We start from the raw sequence: 14,565 nt of genomic DNA on the forward strand, positions 1-14,565 counted from the left end.
GCCGTCATGACCGTACCTAGCCTTGACCCGTGACCACCGCCAGCCAGACCACGGCCCCGACCACCACCGGACCCACGGCACCGGCCCCTTGGCTGCCCGTCGCGGCCGGAGCGGTGACGCTGGTGATGTGGGCCTCGGCGTTCGTGGTGATCCGCCACGTCGCCCACGACGTCAGCCCGGGCGCCCTCGGCTCCGGGCGCCTGCTCGTGGCGGCCCTGGTCGTCCTGCCGCTGGTCCTGCGCCGCGGCTGGGTGCGACCCAACCGTCGCGAGTGGACGCTGCTGGCGGTCGGCGGCATCGGCTGGTTCGGCATCTACAACCTCGCCCTCAACGCGGGCGAGCGCCACGTCGACGCTGGCACCGCGGCGATGATCATCCAGATCGGGCCCGTGATCGTGGCGCTCCTCGCCGTGCCGCTGTTCGGCGAGCGGCTGCACGCGTGGCTGCTCGGGGGCATGGTCGTCGGCTTCGCCGGGGTCGCGGTGATCGCGCGGGGCTCCTCCACCTCCGCCGACGCGAGCCTACTCGGCGTGCTGCTCGTCCTCGTCGCCGCCGCGATGTACGCCGTCGGGGTGCTGACCCAGAAGGTGCTGCTGCGCCGCCTCCCCTCGGTCCAGGTCGTGCTCGTGTCGTTCCTGATGGGCGCGGTGACCTGCCTGCCGTTCTCCGGCGACCTCCCCGCGATCGTGGCCGACGGCGGCGCCGAGCTGTGGTGGATCGTCTACCTCGGGGTGTTCCCGACCGCGGTCGCCTTCACGACCTGGGCCTACGCACTGACCCACACCGACGCGGGCGCCCTGTCGCTGACGACGTTCCTCGCGCCGCTGATCGCGACCCTCGTCGCGTGGCTGACCATCGACGAGGTGCCACCGTCCCTGACGTTCCTCGGCGGCGCCCTCGCGATCGTGGGCGTGCTGATGACGCGGCACAAGCCGCGTCCGGCAGCCTAGGCGGTCGGCTCCGGGTCGCTTCCCGCCTCGAGCCAGCCCCGGAAGGCCTCGAGGTTCCGGGTGGACTCGCCGCGCGAGATCCGCCACTCCCACTCCTTGCGGATGGAGGACGCGAAGCCGAGCTCGAGGATCGCGTTGAAGGACTCGTCTGCGTTGGCCAGCACGGACCCGAGGATCCGGTCCAGCTCGTCGGGGTCGACCGAGGCGAGCGGCAGCCGGGCCTCGAGGTAGATGTCGCCGGAGTGGTCCACGGCGAACGAGACGGCGTACATCCGCAGGTTGCGCTCCAGCAGCCAGCGGTAGACGCGCGCGTGGTTCTCGTCGGGGTTGCGGCACACGAAGGCGTGGACGGCGAGCGCGTGCGCGCCGACGTCGAGGCGTACGGGCGTCTGGAGCTTCTTCTCCCCCGGCAGGGTCAGCGAGAAGCTGGCCCCCTCGACGCCCTCGCGGGCCGCCTCCTCGTGCTCGATCCCGTTGTCGACGAGGTAGGAGCGGACGGTCTCGACGGGCGTGGGGGTCATGACGCCATCACAGCAGGCATGCGGCTGCCCGCGCGCGCGTACGCCTCCAGGGTGCGCTCGGCGGTGCGCTCCCACGAGAAGTCCTGCGCGTGGGCGATCGCCCCGCGCCCGAGCCGTTCGACCAGCGCCGGGTCGTGGACCAAGCGGCGGAGCGTGGCCGCCCAGTCGCGGGGGTCGTGGGTGTCGACGAGGAGCCCGCTCACGCCGTCGCGCACGACCGTCGTCAGGCCACCCACGGCGGCGGCGACCACTGGGGTGCCGGTCGCCTGCGCCTCGACGGCGACGAGGCCGAAGCTCTCGTTGTAGGAGGGCACCGCGACAGCGGTGGCGGCCGACGACCACACGGCCAGCTCGGACTGGGTGACGGGCGGGACGAAGCGGACGACGTCGGCGATGCCGAGGTCGGCGGCCAGGTCGGCCAGCGCTGTGGGGTGCTCGAGGCCCGACCCGGACGGTCCGCCGACCACGGGCACGACGAGCCGGTGGCGCAGGGTCGGGTCCTGCTCGAGCAGCACTCCGACGGCGCGCAGCAGCACGTCGGGACCCTTGAGCGGCTGGATCCGGCCAGCGAACAGCAGGACCGCTGCGTCCTCGGGCAGGCCGAGCTCACGCCGTGCCTCGGCCCGGCCCCGCGGCGCGAAGACGGAGAGGTCGACTCCGGGGTGGATGACCTCCACCGCGCCGGGGTCGGCGCCGTAGAGGTCGACGAGCTGGCCGGCCTCGGTGACCGTGTTGGCCACGAGCAGGTCGGCGGCCTCGACGACCTGCTCCTCGCCGATGACCCGCGAGACCGGCTCGGGGGTGTCGCCCTCGGCCAGCGCCTCGTTCTTGACCTTGGCCATGGTGTGCATCGAGTGCACGAGCGGGACGTTCCAGCGGTCGCGGGCGAGTGCCCCGACCTGCCCGGAGAGCCAGTAGTGGGAGTGGACGGCGTCGTAGTGGCCGAGCGGCTGCATCGCCTCCGTGCGCAGCACCTCCCGCGCGAAGGTGCACAGCTGGCCGGGAAGCTCGCCCTTGGTGAGCCCCTCGAACGGGCCGGCGGCCACGTGGCGCACGAGCACGCCGTCGGCGGCCTCGACCACCTGCGGCAGGCTCGAGGACGTGGCCCGGGTGAAGACGTCGACCGCGATGCCCTGGGCGGCGAGCCGCTTGGACAGCTCGATCACGTAGACGTTCATCCCGCCCGCGTCGCCCGTGCCGGGCTGGTCGAGGGGGGAGGTGTGGAGGCTGATCATCGCCACCCGCTCGCCCACGCTGCCTCCTCGGGGATGTCTGGTCGTCACGGCGCCCGGGACGGGCACCCAGAGCACAACCACGCGGAGCCCCCGGAGATTCCCGCGACCTTCGACACACCCTCCCCCGAGCGGGTCAGCGGGCGTGGGCGCCGGCGGACGGCCGCCCCGACCTGCCGCGCCCGCGCAGCAGCGCGATCCCGCCGATCAGCGCGGCGACCGCACCCCAGAACCCGTCGTACCAGGTGCTGTCGGCGGGTCGGAACGCCTCGATCAGCGAGAGCGTGAGCAGTCCGGACGCCAGCGCGACCACGACGCGCATCGCCACCGCGTCGCTCTTGACGAGCGTGGCGCCGAAGAGGGCCGACGCCACCAGCACGCAGGCGAGTCCGACGAAGTGGAGGGTGCCGGCGAGCGGGTCGCTGCCGCCACCGAGCAGCGCGTGGACGATCCACAGCGCACCACCCAGGAACGAGAGGACGGCTGCCAGCCTGGCGGGAGACACCCCGCGAGTCTGCCACGCCACACCCCGGAGGACGGGATCAGGGCTCGTCCGTGCCCTGGTGGAACCGGGCCTGCCACTGCCCGCCCGAGCGCACCCACAGCGTGCTGCGCAGGGTGGAGCGCTCGTCGGTGCGCGTCCGCCACAGCAGCAGGATGGTGTCGGGCCCCAGGCGGTCGGTCGAGACGACCTCGAAGTCCACCGGCTCGATGGGACCGATCCCGTCGAGGGTCTCCTCGCGCGTCCACAGCCGGCCGGAGCGCCCCACCTCCTGCCAGTCGGGGTGGAGGAGGGCGGCGACCGCGGCGCGGTCCGAGCGCACCTCGTCGCTCAGGAGCGCGCGCTCCATGGCGACCACGTGCTCCTCGTCGGTGGGCACGTCGAGGTCGGCGAGACCCGAGAAGAGGTCGGGCTCCGGCTCGACCTGGCCGACCTCGGCCGCGGGGTGGGCGGTGGTGCTCCCACGGAAGCCCGGACCGGGGTCGGGCTCGACGCCGCGCTGGTACGCCGTCGCTGCGGCGTTGGCGCGGCGGTCGGCCGCCTCGTTGAGCTCGTGCCCGGCGTGGCCCTTGACCCACTCGAAGTGGACGCGGTCGCGCCGGCCCTCCATGGCGGCGTCGATCGCCTTCATCAGCTCGACGTTGAGGACGGGCTTCCCGTCGCCCTTCTTCCAGCCCTTGCGCTTCCACCCCGGCATCCACCTGGTGACCGAGTCGATGACGTACTTGCTGTCGCAGAAGACGCGCAGGTCGTCGTCGAGGTGGGCGGTCTGCTGGAGGAGGTCGAGCACCGCCATCAGCTCACCCATGTTGTTGGTGCCGTGGGGCCACCCGCCCGAGGCCCAGCAGTCGTCGTCGACGTACCACGCCCATCCGGCCGGACCGGGGTTGCCGAGTGCCGAGCCGTCGGCCGCCGCGATGATCACTGGCACATCTTGGCAGGATGGCCGCATGAGCGACGACAGCACCCAGTCCCGTACGGCCGTGGTCACCGGAGCCTCCAGCGGCATCGGTGCGGCGACCGCACGCGCCCTGGCCGAGCAGGGGTTCCGGGTCGTGTGCGTCGCCCGGCGCACCGACCGGATCGAGGAGCTCGCCGCGGAGATCGGCGGCGAGGCCGTCACCTGCGACGTGACCGACGCGGCGTCCGTCGAGGCGCTCGCGGCGGCGGTCCCCGTCTGCCACGTCCTCGTCAACAACGCCGGCGGTGCAGTGGGGGTCGACCGCGTGGACGACGCCGACCTCGAGGCCTGGCGCTGGATGTACGAGGTGAACGTGCTCGGCCTGGTCCGGGTCACGAAGGCGCTGCTGCCCGCCCTCCGCGCCAGCGGGGACGGCGTGGTGGTCAACGTCGGGTCGACGGCCGGGCGCTGGGCGTACGAGGGCGGCGCCGGCTACACCGCTGCCAAGCACGGCGTGAAGGTGGTCACCGAGACCCTGCGCCTCGAGCTCAACGGCGAGCCGATCCGCATCAGCGAGGTCGCCCCGGGCATGGTGCGCACCGACGAGTTCGCCCTGGTGCGCTTCGGCGGCGACCGCGAGCGCGCCGACGCGGTGTACGCCGGGGTCGACCAGCCGCTGCTCGCCGAGGACGTCGCCGACGCGATCGCGTGGGTCGCCACGCGGCCCTCCCACGTCGACATCGACGAGCTGGTGATCAAGCCGCGTGCCCAGGCTGCGGCACACAAGGTGCACCGGACCGGGTAGGTGGCAGACTGCGGCGCGTGAAGACCATCGGACTCGTCGGCGGCATGAGCTGGGAGAGCAGCGCGGTCTACTACCGCGACCTCAACCTCGGGATGCGGGAGCGGCTGGGCGGGCTGTCCTCGCCGAAGCTCGCCCTCACCACCGTCGACTTCGCAGAGGTGACCCACCTCGAGGACGACGAGCGCTGGGACCAGGTCGGGCTGCTGCTCGCCGACGCCGCGCGTGGCGTCGAGCGCGCCGGAGCCGACTTCCTGCTGCTGTGCACGACGACCTTCCACAAGGTCGCCGACCAGGTGGAGGAGGCCGTCGACATCCCGGTGCTGCACCTGGCCGACGTCGTCGCCGCCGCCGTCAAGGCCGCCGGCGTCGACAAGGTCGGCCTGATCGGCACCAAGGTCGCGATGTCGGAGTCGTTCTTCGTCGACCGGCTCGAGAGCCACGGGCTGTCGGTGCTGGTGCCCGACGCCTCGCACCACGACTTCCTCAACGACGCGATCTACGAGGAGCTCGTGCACGGCGTGGTGCTGCCGCGCACCCGCAGCCGGGTCGTCTCGATCATCGAGGAGCTGTGGGACGCCGGCGCCGGGGGCGTGCTGCTCGGCTGCACCGAGCTCGAGCTGCTGGTCAAGCAGGCCGACGTCGAGCTGCCGGTGTTCCCGTGCACGACACTGCACGTGCAGGCCGCCCTGGACGCAGCACTCGCCGAGTCCTAGAGAGGCATGCCTGTCGCGACGGCGAGCCAGCACAGCGCCGTCCAGGCCGGACCCCCCAGGTCCGTCGGACCCGCCTCCGGCGGCAGGTCGACGGCGAGCACCTCCGACCGCGCGCCCTCGGTGCTGACGATCAGCTCGCCCACGGCGTACGCGATGCCCTCCCCCTGGTCCTGTGCGGGCAGCTCCCACGAGGCCACCTTCTGCCACGACGGGTACGCCGTGAGGTGGGCCGAGGAGTAGGTGCGCACCACGACACCGCCGCCACCCGGCAGGAACGTCGCGTCGGTCACGAGGCCGGGCGCCTCGGCGACCTCGACCAGCCGGTTGGGCCGATCGCTCCGCAGCCGCCGCGGCGCGGCGTACACGGTCCCGGCGAAGACACCCTTGGTGACCACGTGCAGCCGCCCGGTCAGCGGGTCGGCGAGCAGCGCCTCGGCGTCCCGTGCTCCGTCGGGGTAGACGAGCTCGTACGCCGCCGGGGTGACGGCCCGGTCCCCCGGACCGACGGGGACACGCAGCACCTCCACGGAGTCGCGCACGCGCCGGTTGTCGCCGATGTCGGCCACCCAGACGTGCCCGCGACCGGCCGGGGCGAGCGCCTCGACGTCGACCGGGTCGCCGCCCCACGAGGTCACGCCGACCGTGCTGCCGGTGGAGGTGTCGACGGTGAACACGCGACCGGAGTCGCCGGAGTCGTTGACGGTGTGCACCAGTCCACCCCGCGTGGTGGCGGTGAAGGCGAGCCCGCTGGACTCGACGATGTCGGGGTCGCCGAAGCGCAGGACGGGTGTGCCCGTGGGGTCGGGGGCCCCCGCGGCCGCGCCCAGCAGGAAGGGCACTGCGACGGCCACGGCCAGCGCAGCGCGTCGGGCGTCAGCCACGGTCGTCGACAGCCAGCAGCTCGCCGAGCCGGGGGCGTACGCCCCACGCGGCGAGCAGCTCGTCGTACTCGCGGGACGCCTCGGCGCCCTCGGCACCGGTCCGGACGGCGCGCAGCAGGGTGTTGCGCGGCGTGTGGGCGCTCTCGACGAACTCCACCACGTCCACGCGGTAGCCCTCGCGGCGCATCAGCGAGGCCCGCAGCGCGTCGGTGAGGGTGTCGGCGAAGCGCTCGCGCAGGATGCCGTGGCGGGTGAGCATCCCGTAGGGCCCGGGCGCCTCGGCGGTCCGCAGCTGGGCCGCGATGTCGTGGTGGCAGCAGGGCGCGGCCAGCACGAGCGGCGCCTGCCACTCCAGCGCGCGGTGCAGCGCGTCGTCAGTCGCGGTGTCGCAGGCGTGGAGGGCGAGCACCACGTCCGGCGCGAGCTCGAGCTGCGCGTCGGCGATCGACCCGACCACGAAGTCCGCGTCGATGCCGAGACGCTCGGCGACCTTCGAGCTGTGGTCCGCCGACTGCTGCTTCACGTCGACGCCGGTCATCCGTACGGGCCACCGGCTGCTGAGGTGGGCGTGGGCGGCGAAGGTGAGGTAGGCGTTGCCGCAGCCGAGGTCGACGACGCGCAGGGGCTCCTCGGTCGTCGGGGTGCGTACGCGTCCCTGCTCGATCGCGTCGGACAGGCCGGCGTCGAGCAGCCGGACGAACTCCTCCACCTGCCGGTACTTGGCCTGTCGTGTCGGCTTCACCCGGCCCTGCGCATCGCTGATGCCCAGCGCCGCCAGCACCGGGTGGTCCTCGGGGAGCAGCCGGTCCTTGGGGCGGTCGTGGTCCCGCACCGGCTCGACCTCCTCGGCACGGGCCGAGGCGTGCAGGAGGGGCGCCCCCTTCTTGGTCACCCGCAGCTGCAGGGTCGACGTGGTGGTGTCGACGTGCCAGTTGGCGAACGGCTCGGCGAGCAGCGCGTCGACCGCGATCTCGGCGTCCTGGCCGAGGCGGTGGTTGGCGGTGTGCGCCTGCGTCGCGTCGTAGGACGTCACCTGCAGGTGCCGACCGGCCCTGAGGTCGACGACGCGGACCTCGACGCGCCGCACGTCGCGGTCGCCGACGCGAGGGACCGGCTGTCCCTTGCGGCGGCCGCTGGCCAGCGCACGGACGAGGTGGTCGGCGTCGAGGACCGCCGAGCGGATCGTGGCGAGCTCGTCATCCACAGGCGGGGCTCACAGGACGGCGGCGAGGACGACGATGAGGATGAGGGCCCCCAGCGCGACCGGGATCACGAGTCGGCGGTGGCGGGGGTTCATGCGTCCCATCCTAGGTCGGCGGCCGCCGTCACCAGTGCTCGAGGGAGCCCGCGAACACCGCCGCCAGGTCCTCGGCCGTGACGGCGACCGGCGCCGTCGCGAGCAGCCGTTGCTGCTGGAGCGCCCCCGCGACCAGGTCGTCGACGTCGGCCGCGCCGTAGCCGAGCTCCGCGAGGCCGCTCGGCAGCCCGACGTCGCGCATCAGCCCGCGCAGCACGTCGGGCAGCGGCTCGCCCGTGCCGCCGAGCAGCTCGGCCGCGCGCCGGTGCCGCTCGGGGGAGGCGTCGTGGGTCAGCGTGAACGCGGCCGGCGCGGTCATCACCACCGCCATCCCGTGCGGCACGATCGGCTCGTCGACGGGATAGCCCTCGGGGCGGTAGTCGCGGACCCGACCCGCGACGGGGTACGCGCACGCGTGCGGGACGTGGACGCCGGCGTTGCCGAAGCCGAGGCCGGCGAAGGTCGCGGCGAGCGCCATCTGCTCGCGTGCCTCGGCGTCCGAGCCGTCGTGGACCGCGCGGCGGAAGGCACCCGCGAGGAGGGTCAGCGACTTCTCGGCCCACATGTCCGCGATGGGGTTGGCGCCGCAGTAGGGCACCCGCTGCTCGGGCCGCTTGGCGTCGAAGTCGGCGTACCAGCGAGCCGTCCAGCTCTCCAGCGCGTGGCACAGGATGTCCATCCCGGCCGACGCGGTCACCATCGCCGGCTGGGTCATCGTGAGGTCGGGGTCGACCACGGCGAGCGTGGGCCGCAGCCGGGCGTGCGAGATGCCGGTCTTGACCTTGAGCGCGAGCACGTCGAGCACGCAGATGGTCGTCGACTCCGCGCCGGTCCCGGTGGTCGTCGGCACCGCGATCAGCGGCAGGAGCGGGTGCTCGGGGGCGCGGCCGGCGCCGACCGGGGCGTTGACGTAGTCCATGAGGGAGCCGGGGTTGGTGAGCATCAGGTCGACGGCCTTGGCCGTGTCGATGGACGAGCCGCCACCGACCGCGACGACGGCGTCGAAGGGACCGGCGTCGCGGGCGAAGGCGACGGCCGCCTCGAGCGAGGCGTCGGTCGGCTCGACCCGAGCCCCGGCGTGGACGACGACCTCGAGGCCGCGGGCCCGCATCTGCCCGGCGATGCGGTCCGGGTGGCCGGTGGCGGCGACGCCGGGGTCGGTCACCAGCAGCACGCGGCGCGCGTCGCCCTGCTCGCCGCGGCACAGCTGGTGGACGTCCCAGCCGATCTCGTCGCTCGCGCCGCGGCCGAACTTGAGGCCGGGTGCGGCGTAGGTGAAGACGGTCTCGGTCATGCGCGGTCCCCTTCGGCGCCTGCGGTGGTCGTACGCGCCCGGGCCCAGCGGACCAGCTCCAGCACGTCGACGGTGCCCGCGTCGATGTCCGTCACCGGCACCCAGGCGACGGCGTCGGTGGTGCCGTCCTGCTCGAGCACGCGTGGTTGGCCGTCGGCCACGGCGGCACCGAAGACGAGGTGGACGCCGTGGTAGTCCTCGATGCGTCCCGAGGGGGCGGTCCCGGCGAAGTGGGTGTCGTGGACCCCGAGCAGCTCGCCGACGCGGCACGGAAGACCGCACTCCTCCTCGACCTCGCGGGCCAGCGCGACCGACGGGTGCTCGCCGTGGTCGACGCCGCCACCCGGGAGGGTCCACCTGCCCGGGTGCGCGGCGCGCGCCGACAGCCGGGTCAGCAGCAGCTCGTCCGCGCCGTTGCTGCTGCGGGTGACGAGGGCGTACGCCGCGACGCGCTGCAGGCGGAACGGCCGGTGGTCGACGAGGGCCTCGGTCACGACCGAGGCCACCGGCACCGCACCGGACGCGACGTCGTCGAGGGGACGCCAGGCGGCCTCGATCGTCGAGCCGTCGACCTCGACGACCCGCGGCGTCGGGGAGTCCGGGGAGACCCAGCCCTCGTAGACGAGCCGGATCGCGTGGGCGTCGACGAGCTGGCCGTCGCGGGGCGACCTGGGCATGTGCGCGCTGTAGACGCGGGCCCGGTCGCCGACGGTCGCGGCGAGGCCGGTCTCCTCGTGGACCTCCCGGATCAGCGCGTCCCGCGGGTCCTCGCCGTGGTCGACGCCGCCCCCCGGCAACGTCCACAGCTCGGAGCGCGAGACCCGCGGCGCGAGCCTGCTCAGCAGGATCTCGACGCGTCCGTCGCGCTCGCGCAGGATGACGGCGTACGCCGCCACCCGCTGTCGCCTCGGCAGGGATCCCATGGCCCCAACCTAGTGAAGTAGCGTGAGCGCCGTGGCTCCCCCGTCCCGCGATCCGTGGCTCGACAACGTCAAGATGGTCCTCGTCACGCTCGTCGTGGTCGGGCACGCCATCGGGCTGGTCGAGGAGACGGCGGGCAGCCACTGGGTCTACGACTTCATCTACCTGTGGCACATCCCGGCGTTCGTCTTCATCAGCGGCTACCTCTCGAAGTCGTTCGAGTGGGACCGACGCCGGATGAAGAGCCTGGTCTACACCCTCGCGATCCCCTACCTGCTCTTCGAGCCGGCCCTCTTCTACTACCGCCGGGAGGTCGTCGGCGAGGACGTGACGGGACCGCTGTGGTTCGAGCCGCACTGGACCATGTGGTATCTCATCGTGCTGCTGATGTGGCGGCTGATCACGCCGATCCTCAAGTCGCACTGGCTCTTCCTGCCGCTGTCGGTCATCGTGAGCCTGGTCGGCGGGATCTGGGACACCGAGGCCCTGATGATCCCGAGGTTCCTCGGCCTGCTGCCGTTCTTCGTGCTCGGCCTGCACCTCAAGCCCCGCCACCTCGCGCACCTCGACGACGTGTGGGTGAAGCTCGCGGCCGTGCCGATGCTCGTCGGCATCGGGATCATGGCGGTCTACACCGACACGTGGGCGGAGTCGGCGCTGCTCTGGTACGACACCGGCTACTCCGAGATCCCGATCGACAACGAGTTCGTCTTCCAGACCCGGCTGACGGTGATGATGGTCGGCCTCCTCGGCGCCTTCGCGGCGATGTCGCTGGTGCCGCGGCGCGGCCTGGGCTGGTTCACCACGATGGGCACGGCCACCCTGGTGGTCTACCTCTTCCACGGCTTCGTCATCAAGACGTTCAAGGCGCTCGGCTGGCCCGACTTCACCGCCTCCTACCCCATCGCCGGCCTGGTCCTCACCATGCTCGGCGCGGTGGGCCTCACGCTCCTGCTCGCAGCCCCGCCCGCACGCCGGGTGCTGGAGCCGTTCACCAACCCCCTCGGGTGGCTCGAGGCCAGGCGCGACGCGCGACGCCGCAAGGGCTCCTCCAGCGACGACTCGGCTAGCTCGGCCCCCACGTCGGCCTGACCGCCGACCGCGGCACGACGTCGTAGGGTTCCGCCGCGGTCCGGGTGAGGGCGTGCCCACCGAGGTGCGCGGGGTACCACGGCGCGTGCTCGCCGGGCTCGGGCACGTGGTGCGGGAGCCGCTGCAGCTCCTCGAGCTGCCGGGTGAGCACCTCGCCCAGCCGCCGGGTCCACGCGGTGAGGTCCTCGCCCGGGCCGATCGTCATCGGCTCGCCGAAGGACACGTCGATCCGCCGACCCCGGGTGAGGTCGGGCCGCGGCTTCCGGCCACGCTCGTCGGGCAGCCCGACCGACCAGACCCGCTGGGACCCCCAGATCGCGACCGGCACCAGGGGCGCACCTGTCTCCCGGGCCAGGCCGGCCATGCCTGGCATGAGGGAGCGGACGGTGTAGGACCAGCTGATCCCGGCCTCGGGGAACCCGCAGACCGCCTCGCCCTCGCGCAGCAGGCGCCGCGCCGTGACGTACGCCCCGGCCGGCGCCTGCCGGTCGACCGGGACGTGCCGCATCCGCGTCATCGCCTGCGCCACGACCGGCACGTGCCACACGTCGTGGCGGGTCATGAAACGCAGGAAGCGGCCCGACGACCGGACCGCCCCCTGCACGAACAGGAAGTCCGGGTAGGACACGTGGGTGGCCGCGAGCAGCACCGGACCCGTCCCGGGGACGTGCTCGGCGCCGGTCCCGGTGACCGTCATGCCGAGGGTCCGCAGGCCGACCCTTCCGACCCGCACGGCAGCCCGGTAGGTCCGCTCGCGGGTCATGCGTCCGGGCGCATCAGGAGAACGGCGGACGGGCGTCGCGAGCCATCGACCGGCGACCGGCCCAGCGCCACACGCGCGCGGCCCGGTCGCGGTCGGCGTCGTCGACGAGGTTGCCCATCCAGCGCAGGGCGAGCGTCATCAGCCAGTCGGACCGCATGCCGGCCGGGCCGAGGGCGGAGACCACCTTCGGCTGCGTGGCGATCCCGGCGAGCCGACGCGCGATGGAGAACGACTCGCCGTAGTGCTCGACGAGGGTGGCCCGCCAGGCCTCGCCCAGCCCGGCGCCGCCGGTGATGTGCTCGGCGACCAGGCGCCCCGTCTCCAGGCCGTAGTCGATGCCCTCGCCGTTGAGCGGGTTGACGCAGGCGGCGGCGTCACCGATCAGGGCCCAGTTGGGGCCGGCCACGTTGCTGACCGCGCCGCCCATCGGGAGCAGTGCGGACGTCGGCATGCGCAGCTCGCCCGACAGCCCGAAGTCCTGTCCGATCGTGTCGGCGTAGGTCTGCATGAGCGGCTTGATCGCGACCTCGGCGGGCCGCCTGCTGGTCGCCAGCGTGCCGGCGCCGAGGTTCACGGTGCCGTCGCCCAGGGGGAAGATCCAGCCGTAGCCCGACACCAGCTCGCCCTGCTCGTCGCGCAGCTCCAGGTGCGAGCTGATCCACGGGTCGTCGGACATCTCGGAGTCGACGTAGGCGCGCCCCGCCACGGCGTACACGGTGTCGCGGTGCCACTCGCGCCCGAGCACCTTGCCGAGCGGCGAGCGCACCCCGTCGGCGACCACGAGCCAGCGGCAGGCGATCTCGAAGGTGCCCTCGGCGCCGCGGAGCTCCACGGCCGCGACCCGCTCGCCCTCGCGGCGTACGCCGACTGCGCGGACCCCGTCGATCGCGCGGGCGCCACTCTTGATCGCCACCGTGCGCAGGTGGTCGTCGAGCTCGGTGCGCGCGACGGCCGATCCCCAGTCGGGGAGCGAGCCACCGGGCCACGGCAGCAGCAGGGTCTGGCCGAACCCGTGGGCGCGGAGGCCATGGTTGACCGTGTGGGCGCGGAGCCAGTCCTCCAGCCCAAGCTTCTTCATCTCCCCGATCGCGCGCGGCGTGAGGCCGTCGCCGCAGGTCTTGTCGCGCGGGAAGGTCGCCGCGTCGACGAGCACGACGTCGAGGCCGGCGCGGGCGGCCCAGGCCGCGGCAGCGGAGCCGGCCGGGCCGGCGCCGACGACCAGCACGTCGGTCGAGGTGGGGGTCTGCACGGGCAAATCCTAGGTGGCGGCCGTAAGGGTCCCGTAATCCCGGCACCGGCCGCGGCCATGGGTCTCGCTGTCATGCTGGTTCCATGAGACGTCTCGCGCTCGCCGTCGTCGCGCCGCTCGCCCTCTCGCTCGCGGCGTGCGGCGGGGAGGCGACCACCGCCGACGCCCCGGGCTCGACCAGCGCGCCCGACTCCCCCAGCGAGTCCCCCGGCGACACCCCCAGCGACTCAGCGGCGACCGACGGCGCCGAGCAACCCGACGCGGCCGTTCCCGCGCTGCTGGACTTCACCTCCACGACGGTCGCGGGAGAGGACTTCGACGGCGCCTCCCTCGCGGGCAGGCCGGTCGTGCTGTGGTTCTGGGCGCCGTGGTGCCCGACCTGCCGCGGTCAGGTGCCGCAGGTCGAGGACCTCGCCGGCACCTACGGCGACGAGGTCTCGGTGGTCGGCATCGGCTCGCTCGACAGCGCCGAGGCCATCGCCGACTTCGCACGCGACGTGGAGGGGATCACCCACCTCGAGGACACCGACGGCGTGCTGTGGCAGCGTTTCGGGGTCACCGAGCAGTCCTCGTTCGTGGTGCTCGGCGCTGACGGCGAGGTCGCGTTCGAGGCCGGGTACGGCGGCGAGGACGACCTCGCGGCCGAGGTCGAGGCCGTGCTCGGCTGATCGTGGGCGACACACTGGCCCTCGCCGTCGCGGCAGGGATGCTGGCGGCGGTCAACCCGTGTGGCTTCGCGCTGCTCCCGGCCTACCTCTCGGTGCTGGTGCTCGGCGACGACGCCCCGGGTCCGCTGCGGTCGGTCGGGCGGGCGCTCTGGCTCACCGCCTGGATGACCGTCGGCTTCGTGGCCGTCTTCGGGGTCTTCGGCCTGGTGGTGTCGCCGGTCGCCGCCCAGGCCCAGCAGTACCTGCCGTGGTTCACCACGGTCTTCGGCGCCGTGGTCGCGCTGGCGGGATTGTGGCTCCTGGCGGGACGCGAGCTGCCTCGCCCGCAGCTCGGGCGCGGGGGCGGCCGGCCGGTCACCCGCCGCGTGCCGGCGATGGTCGGGTTCGGCATGTCGTACGCCGCCGCCAGCCTGACCTGCTCGATCGCGCCGTTCCTCGCGATCGTGGTGACCAGCTTCCGCACCGGCTCGCCCGCCGAGGGGGTGGGCCTGTTCGTCGCCTACAGCGTGGGCATGGGCCTGCTCGTCGGGGTGGCGGCCGTGGCCGTGGCGCTGGCCCGCCGCGGGCTCGTCACCGGGCTGCGACGCACCGGCCGGTGGATCCCGCGTGCCTCGGGGCTGCTGCTCGTCGTCGTGGGCGCCTACGTCGCCTGGTACGGCGCGTGGGAGCTGCGGGTCCTCGGGGGCGCCGAGGCCGACGACCCCGTCATCGAGCTGGCCGCCCGGGTCCAGCGCACGCTCGCGGGGTGGGTGCGGGCGCTCGCGCCGTAGGCGACC

16 protein-coding genes are annotated in these 14,565 nt (G+C 73.6%); 6 read left to right on the forward strand and 10 right to left on the reverse strand.

Annotation, left to right across the window (positions count from 1 at the left end):
• Positions 1-29: 29 nt before the first annotated feature.
• Positions 30-950, forward strand: a complete 921-nt coding sequence (locus EXE59_RS00285) for a DMT family transporter (RefSeq protein WP_246056392.1) — start codon at positions 30-32, stop codon at positions 948-950.
• On the opposite strand, the gene EXE59_RS00290 is transcribed toward EXE59_RS00285, so the two are convergent.
• The 4 genes from EXE59_RS00290 to EXE59_RS00305 form a co-directional block, all read right to left on the reverse strand.
• Entirely contained in the window at positions 947-1,471 is a 525-nt protein-coding gene (locus EXE59_RS00290; RefSeq protein ID WP_135837117.1) for a type III secretion system chaperone family protein, read from the reverse strand. The genes EXE59_RS00285 and EXE59_RS00290 overlap by 4 nt on opposite strands.
• Positions 1,468-2,724: a D-inositol-3-phosphate glycosyltransferase gene (gene mshA, locus EXE59_RS00295; protein WP_246056394.1), complete on the reverse strand. Its 1,257-nt coding sequence runs from the start codon at positions 2,722-2,724 to the stop codon at positions 1,468-1,470. The genes EXE59_RS00290 and mshA overlap by 4 nt, the downstream gene beginning before the upstream one ends.
• 115 nt (positions 2,725-2,839) lie before the next feature.
• Positions 2,840-3,208, reverse strand: coding sequence for a hypothetical protein (locus EXE59_RS00300; RefSeq protein WP_135837118.1), 369 nt, complete (start codon positions 3,206-3,208; stop codon positions 2,840-2,842).
• Between the two features lie 37 nt (positions 3,209-3,245).
• Entirely contained in the window at positions 3,246-4,130 is an 885-nt protein-coding gene (locus EXE59_RS00305) for a ribonuclease HI family protein (protein ID WP_210428833.1), read from the reverse strand.
• Between the two features lie 25 nt (positions 4,131-4,155).
• Between EXE59_RS00305 and EXE59_RS00310 the strand changes: the two genes are divergently transcribed.
• Complete coding sequence (locus EXE59_RS00310; protein ID WP_135837119.1) at positions 4,156-4,911, forward strand: SDR family NAD(P)-dependent oxidoreductase; 756 nt, start codon at positions 4,156-4,158, stop codon at positions 4,909-4,911.
• Between the two features lie 17 nt (positions 4,912-4,928).
• Entirely contained in the window at positions 4,929-5,624 is a 696-nt protein-coding gene (locus EXE59_RS00315) for an aspartate/glutamate racemase family protein (RefSeq protein WP_135837120.1), read from the forward strand.
• Here the strand turns inward: EXE59_RS00315 and EXE59_RS00320 are convergent.
• The 4 genes from EXE59_RS00320 to EXE59_RS00335 form a co-directional block, all read right to left on the reverse strand.
• A complete protein-coding gene (locus tag EXE59_RS00320; protein ID WP_135837121.1) occupies positions 5,621-6,505 on the reverse strand; it encodes a hypothetical protein in 885 nt (294 codons plus the stop codon). The genes EXE59_RS00315 and EXE59_RS00320 overlap by 4 nt on opposite strands.
• Entirely contained in the window at positions 6,498-7,709 is a 1,212-nt protein-coding gene (locus EXE59_RS00325) for a class I SAM-dependent methyltransferase (protein WP_135837122.1), read from the reverse strand. Before EXE59_RS00325 ends, EXE59_RS00320 begins: the two co-directional genes overlap by 8 nt.
• A 121-nt stretch (positions 7,710-7,830) precedes the next feature.
• Entirely contained in the window at positions 7,831-9,096 is a 1,266-nt protein-coding gene (locus tag EXE59_RS00330; protein WP_135837123.1) for a hydroxyacid-oxoacid transhydrogenase, read from the reverse strand.
• Complete coding sequence (locus EXE59_RS00335) at positions 9,093-10,019, reverse strand: NUDIX domain-containing protein (protein ID WP_135837124.1); 927 nt, start codon at positions 10,017-10,019, stop codon at positions 9,093-9,095. The genes EXE59_RS00330 and EXE59_RS00335 overlap by 4 nt, the downstream gene beginning before the upstream one ends.
• 31 nt (positions 10,020-10,050) lie before the next feature.
• Between EXE59_RS00335 and EXE59_RS00340 the strand changes: the two genes are divergently transcribed.
• Positions 10,051-11,109, forward strand: a complete 1,059-nt coding sequence (locus EXE59_RS00340; RefSeq protein WP_135837125.1) for an acyltransferase family protein — start codon at positions 10,051-10,053, stop codon at positions 11,107-11,109.
• On the opposite strand, the gene EXE59_RS00345 is transcribed toward EXE59_RS00340, so the two are convergent.
• A complete protein-coding gene (locus EXE59_RS00345) occupies positions 11,084-11,872 on the reverse strand; it encodes a lysophospholipid acyltransferase family protein (RefSeq protein WP_135837126.1) in 789 nt (262 codons plus the stop codon). The genes EXE59_RS00340 and EXE59_RS00345 overlap by 26 nt on opposite strands.
• 13 nt (positions 11,873-11,885) lie before the next feature.
• Complete coding sequence (locus tag EXE59_RS00350; protein WP_135837127.1) at positions 11,886-13,121, reverse strand: geranylgeranyl reductase family protein; 1,236 nt, start codon at positions 13,119-13,121, stop codon at positions 11,886-11,888.
• 83 nt (positions 13,122-13,204) lie between these two features.
• Here EXE59_RS00350 and EXE59_RS00355 point away from each other — a divergent pair, with 83 nt between their 5' ends.
• Together EXE59_RS00355 and EXE59_RS00360 are read left to right on the forward strand one after the other, a co-directional pair.
• Positions 13,205-13,789 (forward strand): TlpA family protein disulfide reductase, encoded by a 585-nt coding sequence (locus EXE59_RS00355; protein ID WP_135837128.1) that lies wholly within the window; start codon positions 13,205-13,207, stop codon positions 13,787-13,789.
• A gap of 2 nt (positions 13,790-13,791) precedes the next feature.
• Positions 13,792-14,559: a cytochrome c biogenesis CcdA family protein gene (locus EXE59_RS00360; RefSeq protein WP_210428834.1), complete on the forward strand. Its 768-nt coding sequence runs from the start codon at positions 13,792-13,794 to the stop codon at positions 14,557-14,559.
• Positions 14,560-14,565 lie beyond the last annotated feature (6 nt).

Source organism: Nocardioides eburneiflavus, from assembly GCF_004785795.1.
Taxonomy (GTDB): domain Bacteria; phylum Actinomycetota; class Actinomycetes; order Propionibacteriales; family Nocardioidaceae; genus Nocardioides; species Nocardioides eburneiflavus.

Excerpts from the sequence above, each read along its gene's own strand:
- EXE59_RS00345 (WP_135837126.1), bottom strand. The coding sequence starts at position 11,872 with ATGACCCGCGAGCGGACCTACCGGGCTGCCGTGCGGGTCGGAAGGGTC.
- EXE59_RS00355 (WP_135837128.1), top strand. The coding sequence starts at position 13,205 with ATGAGACGTCTCGCGCTCGCCGTCGTCGCGCCGCTCGCCCTCTCGCTC.
- EXE59_RS00310 (WP_135837119.1), top strand. The coding sequence starts at position 4,156 with ATGAGCGACGACAGCACCCAGTCCCGTACGGCCGTGGTCACCGGAGCC.
- EXE59_RS00290 (WP_135837117.1), bottom strand. The coding sequence starts at position 1,471 with ATGACCCCCACGCCCGTCGAGACCGTCCGCTCCTACCTCGTCGACAAC.
- EXE59_RS00330 (WP_135837123.1), bottom strand. The coding sequence starts at position 9,096 with ATGACCGAGACCGTCTTCACCTACGCCGCACCCGGCCTCAAGTTCGGC.
- EXE59_RS00335 (WP_135837124.1), bottom strand. The coding sequence starts at position 10,019 with ATGGGATCCCTGCCGAGGCGACAGCGGGTGGCGGCGTACGCCGTCATC.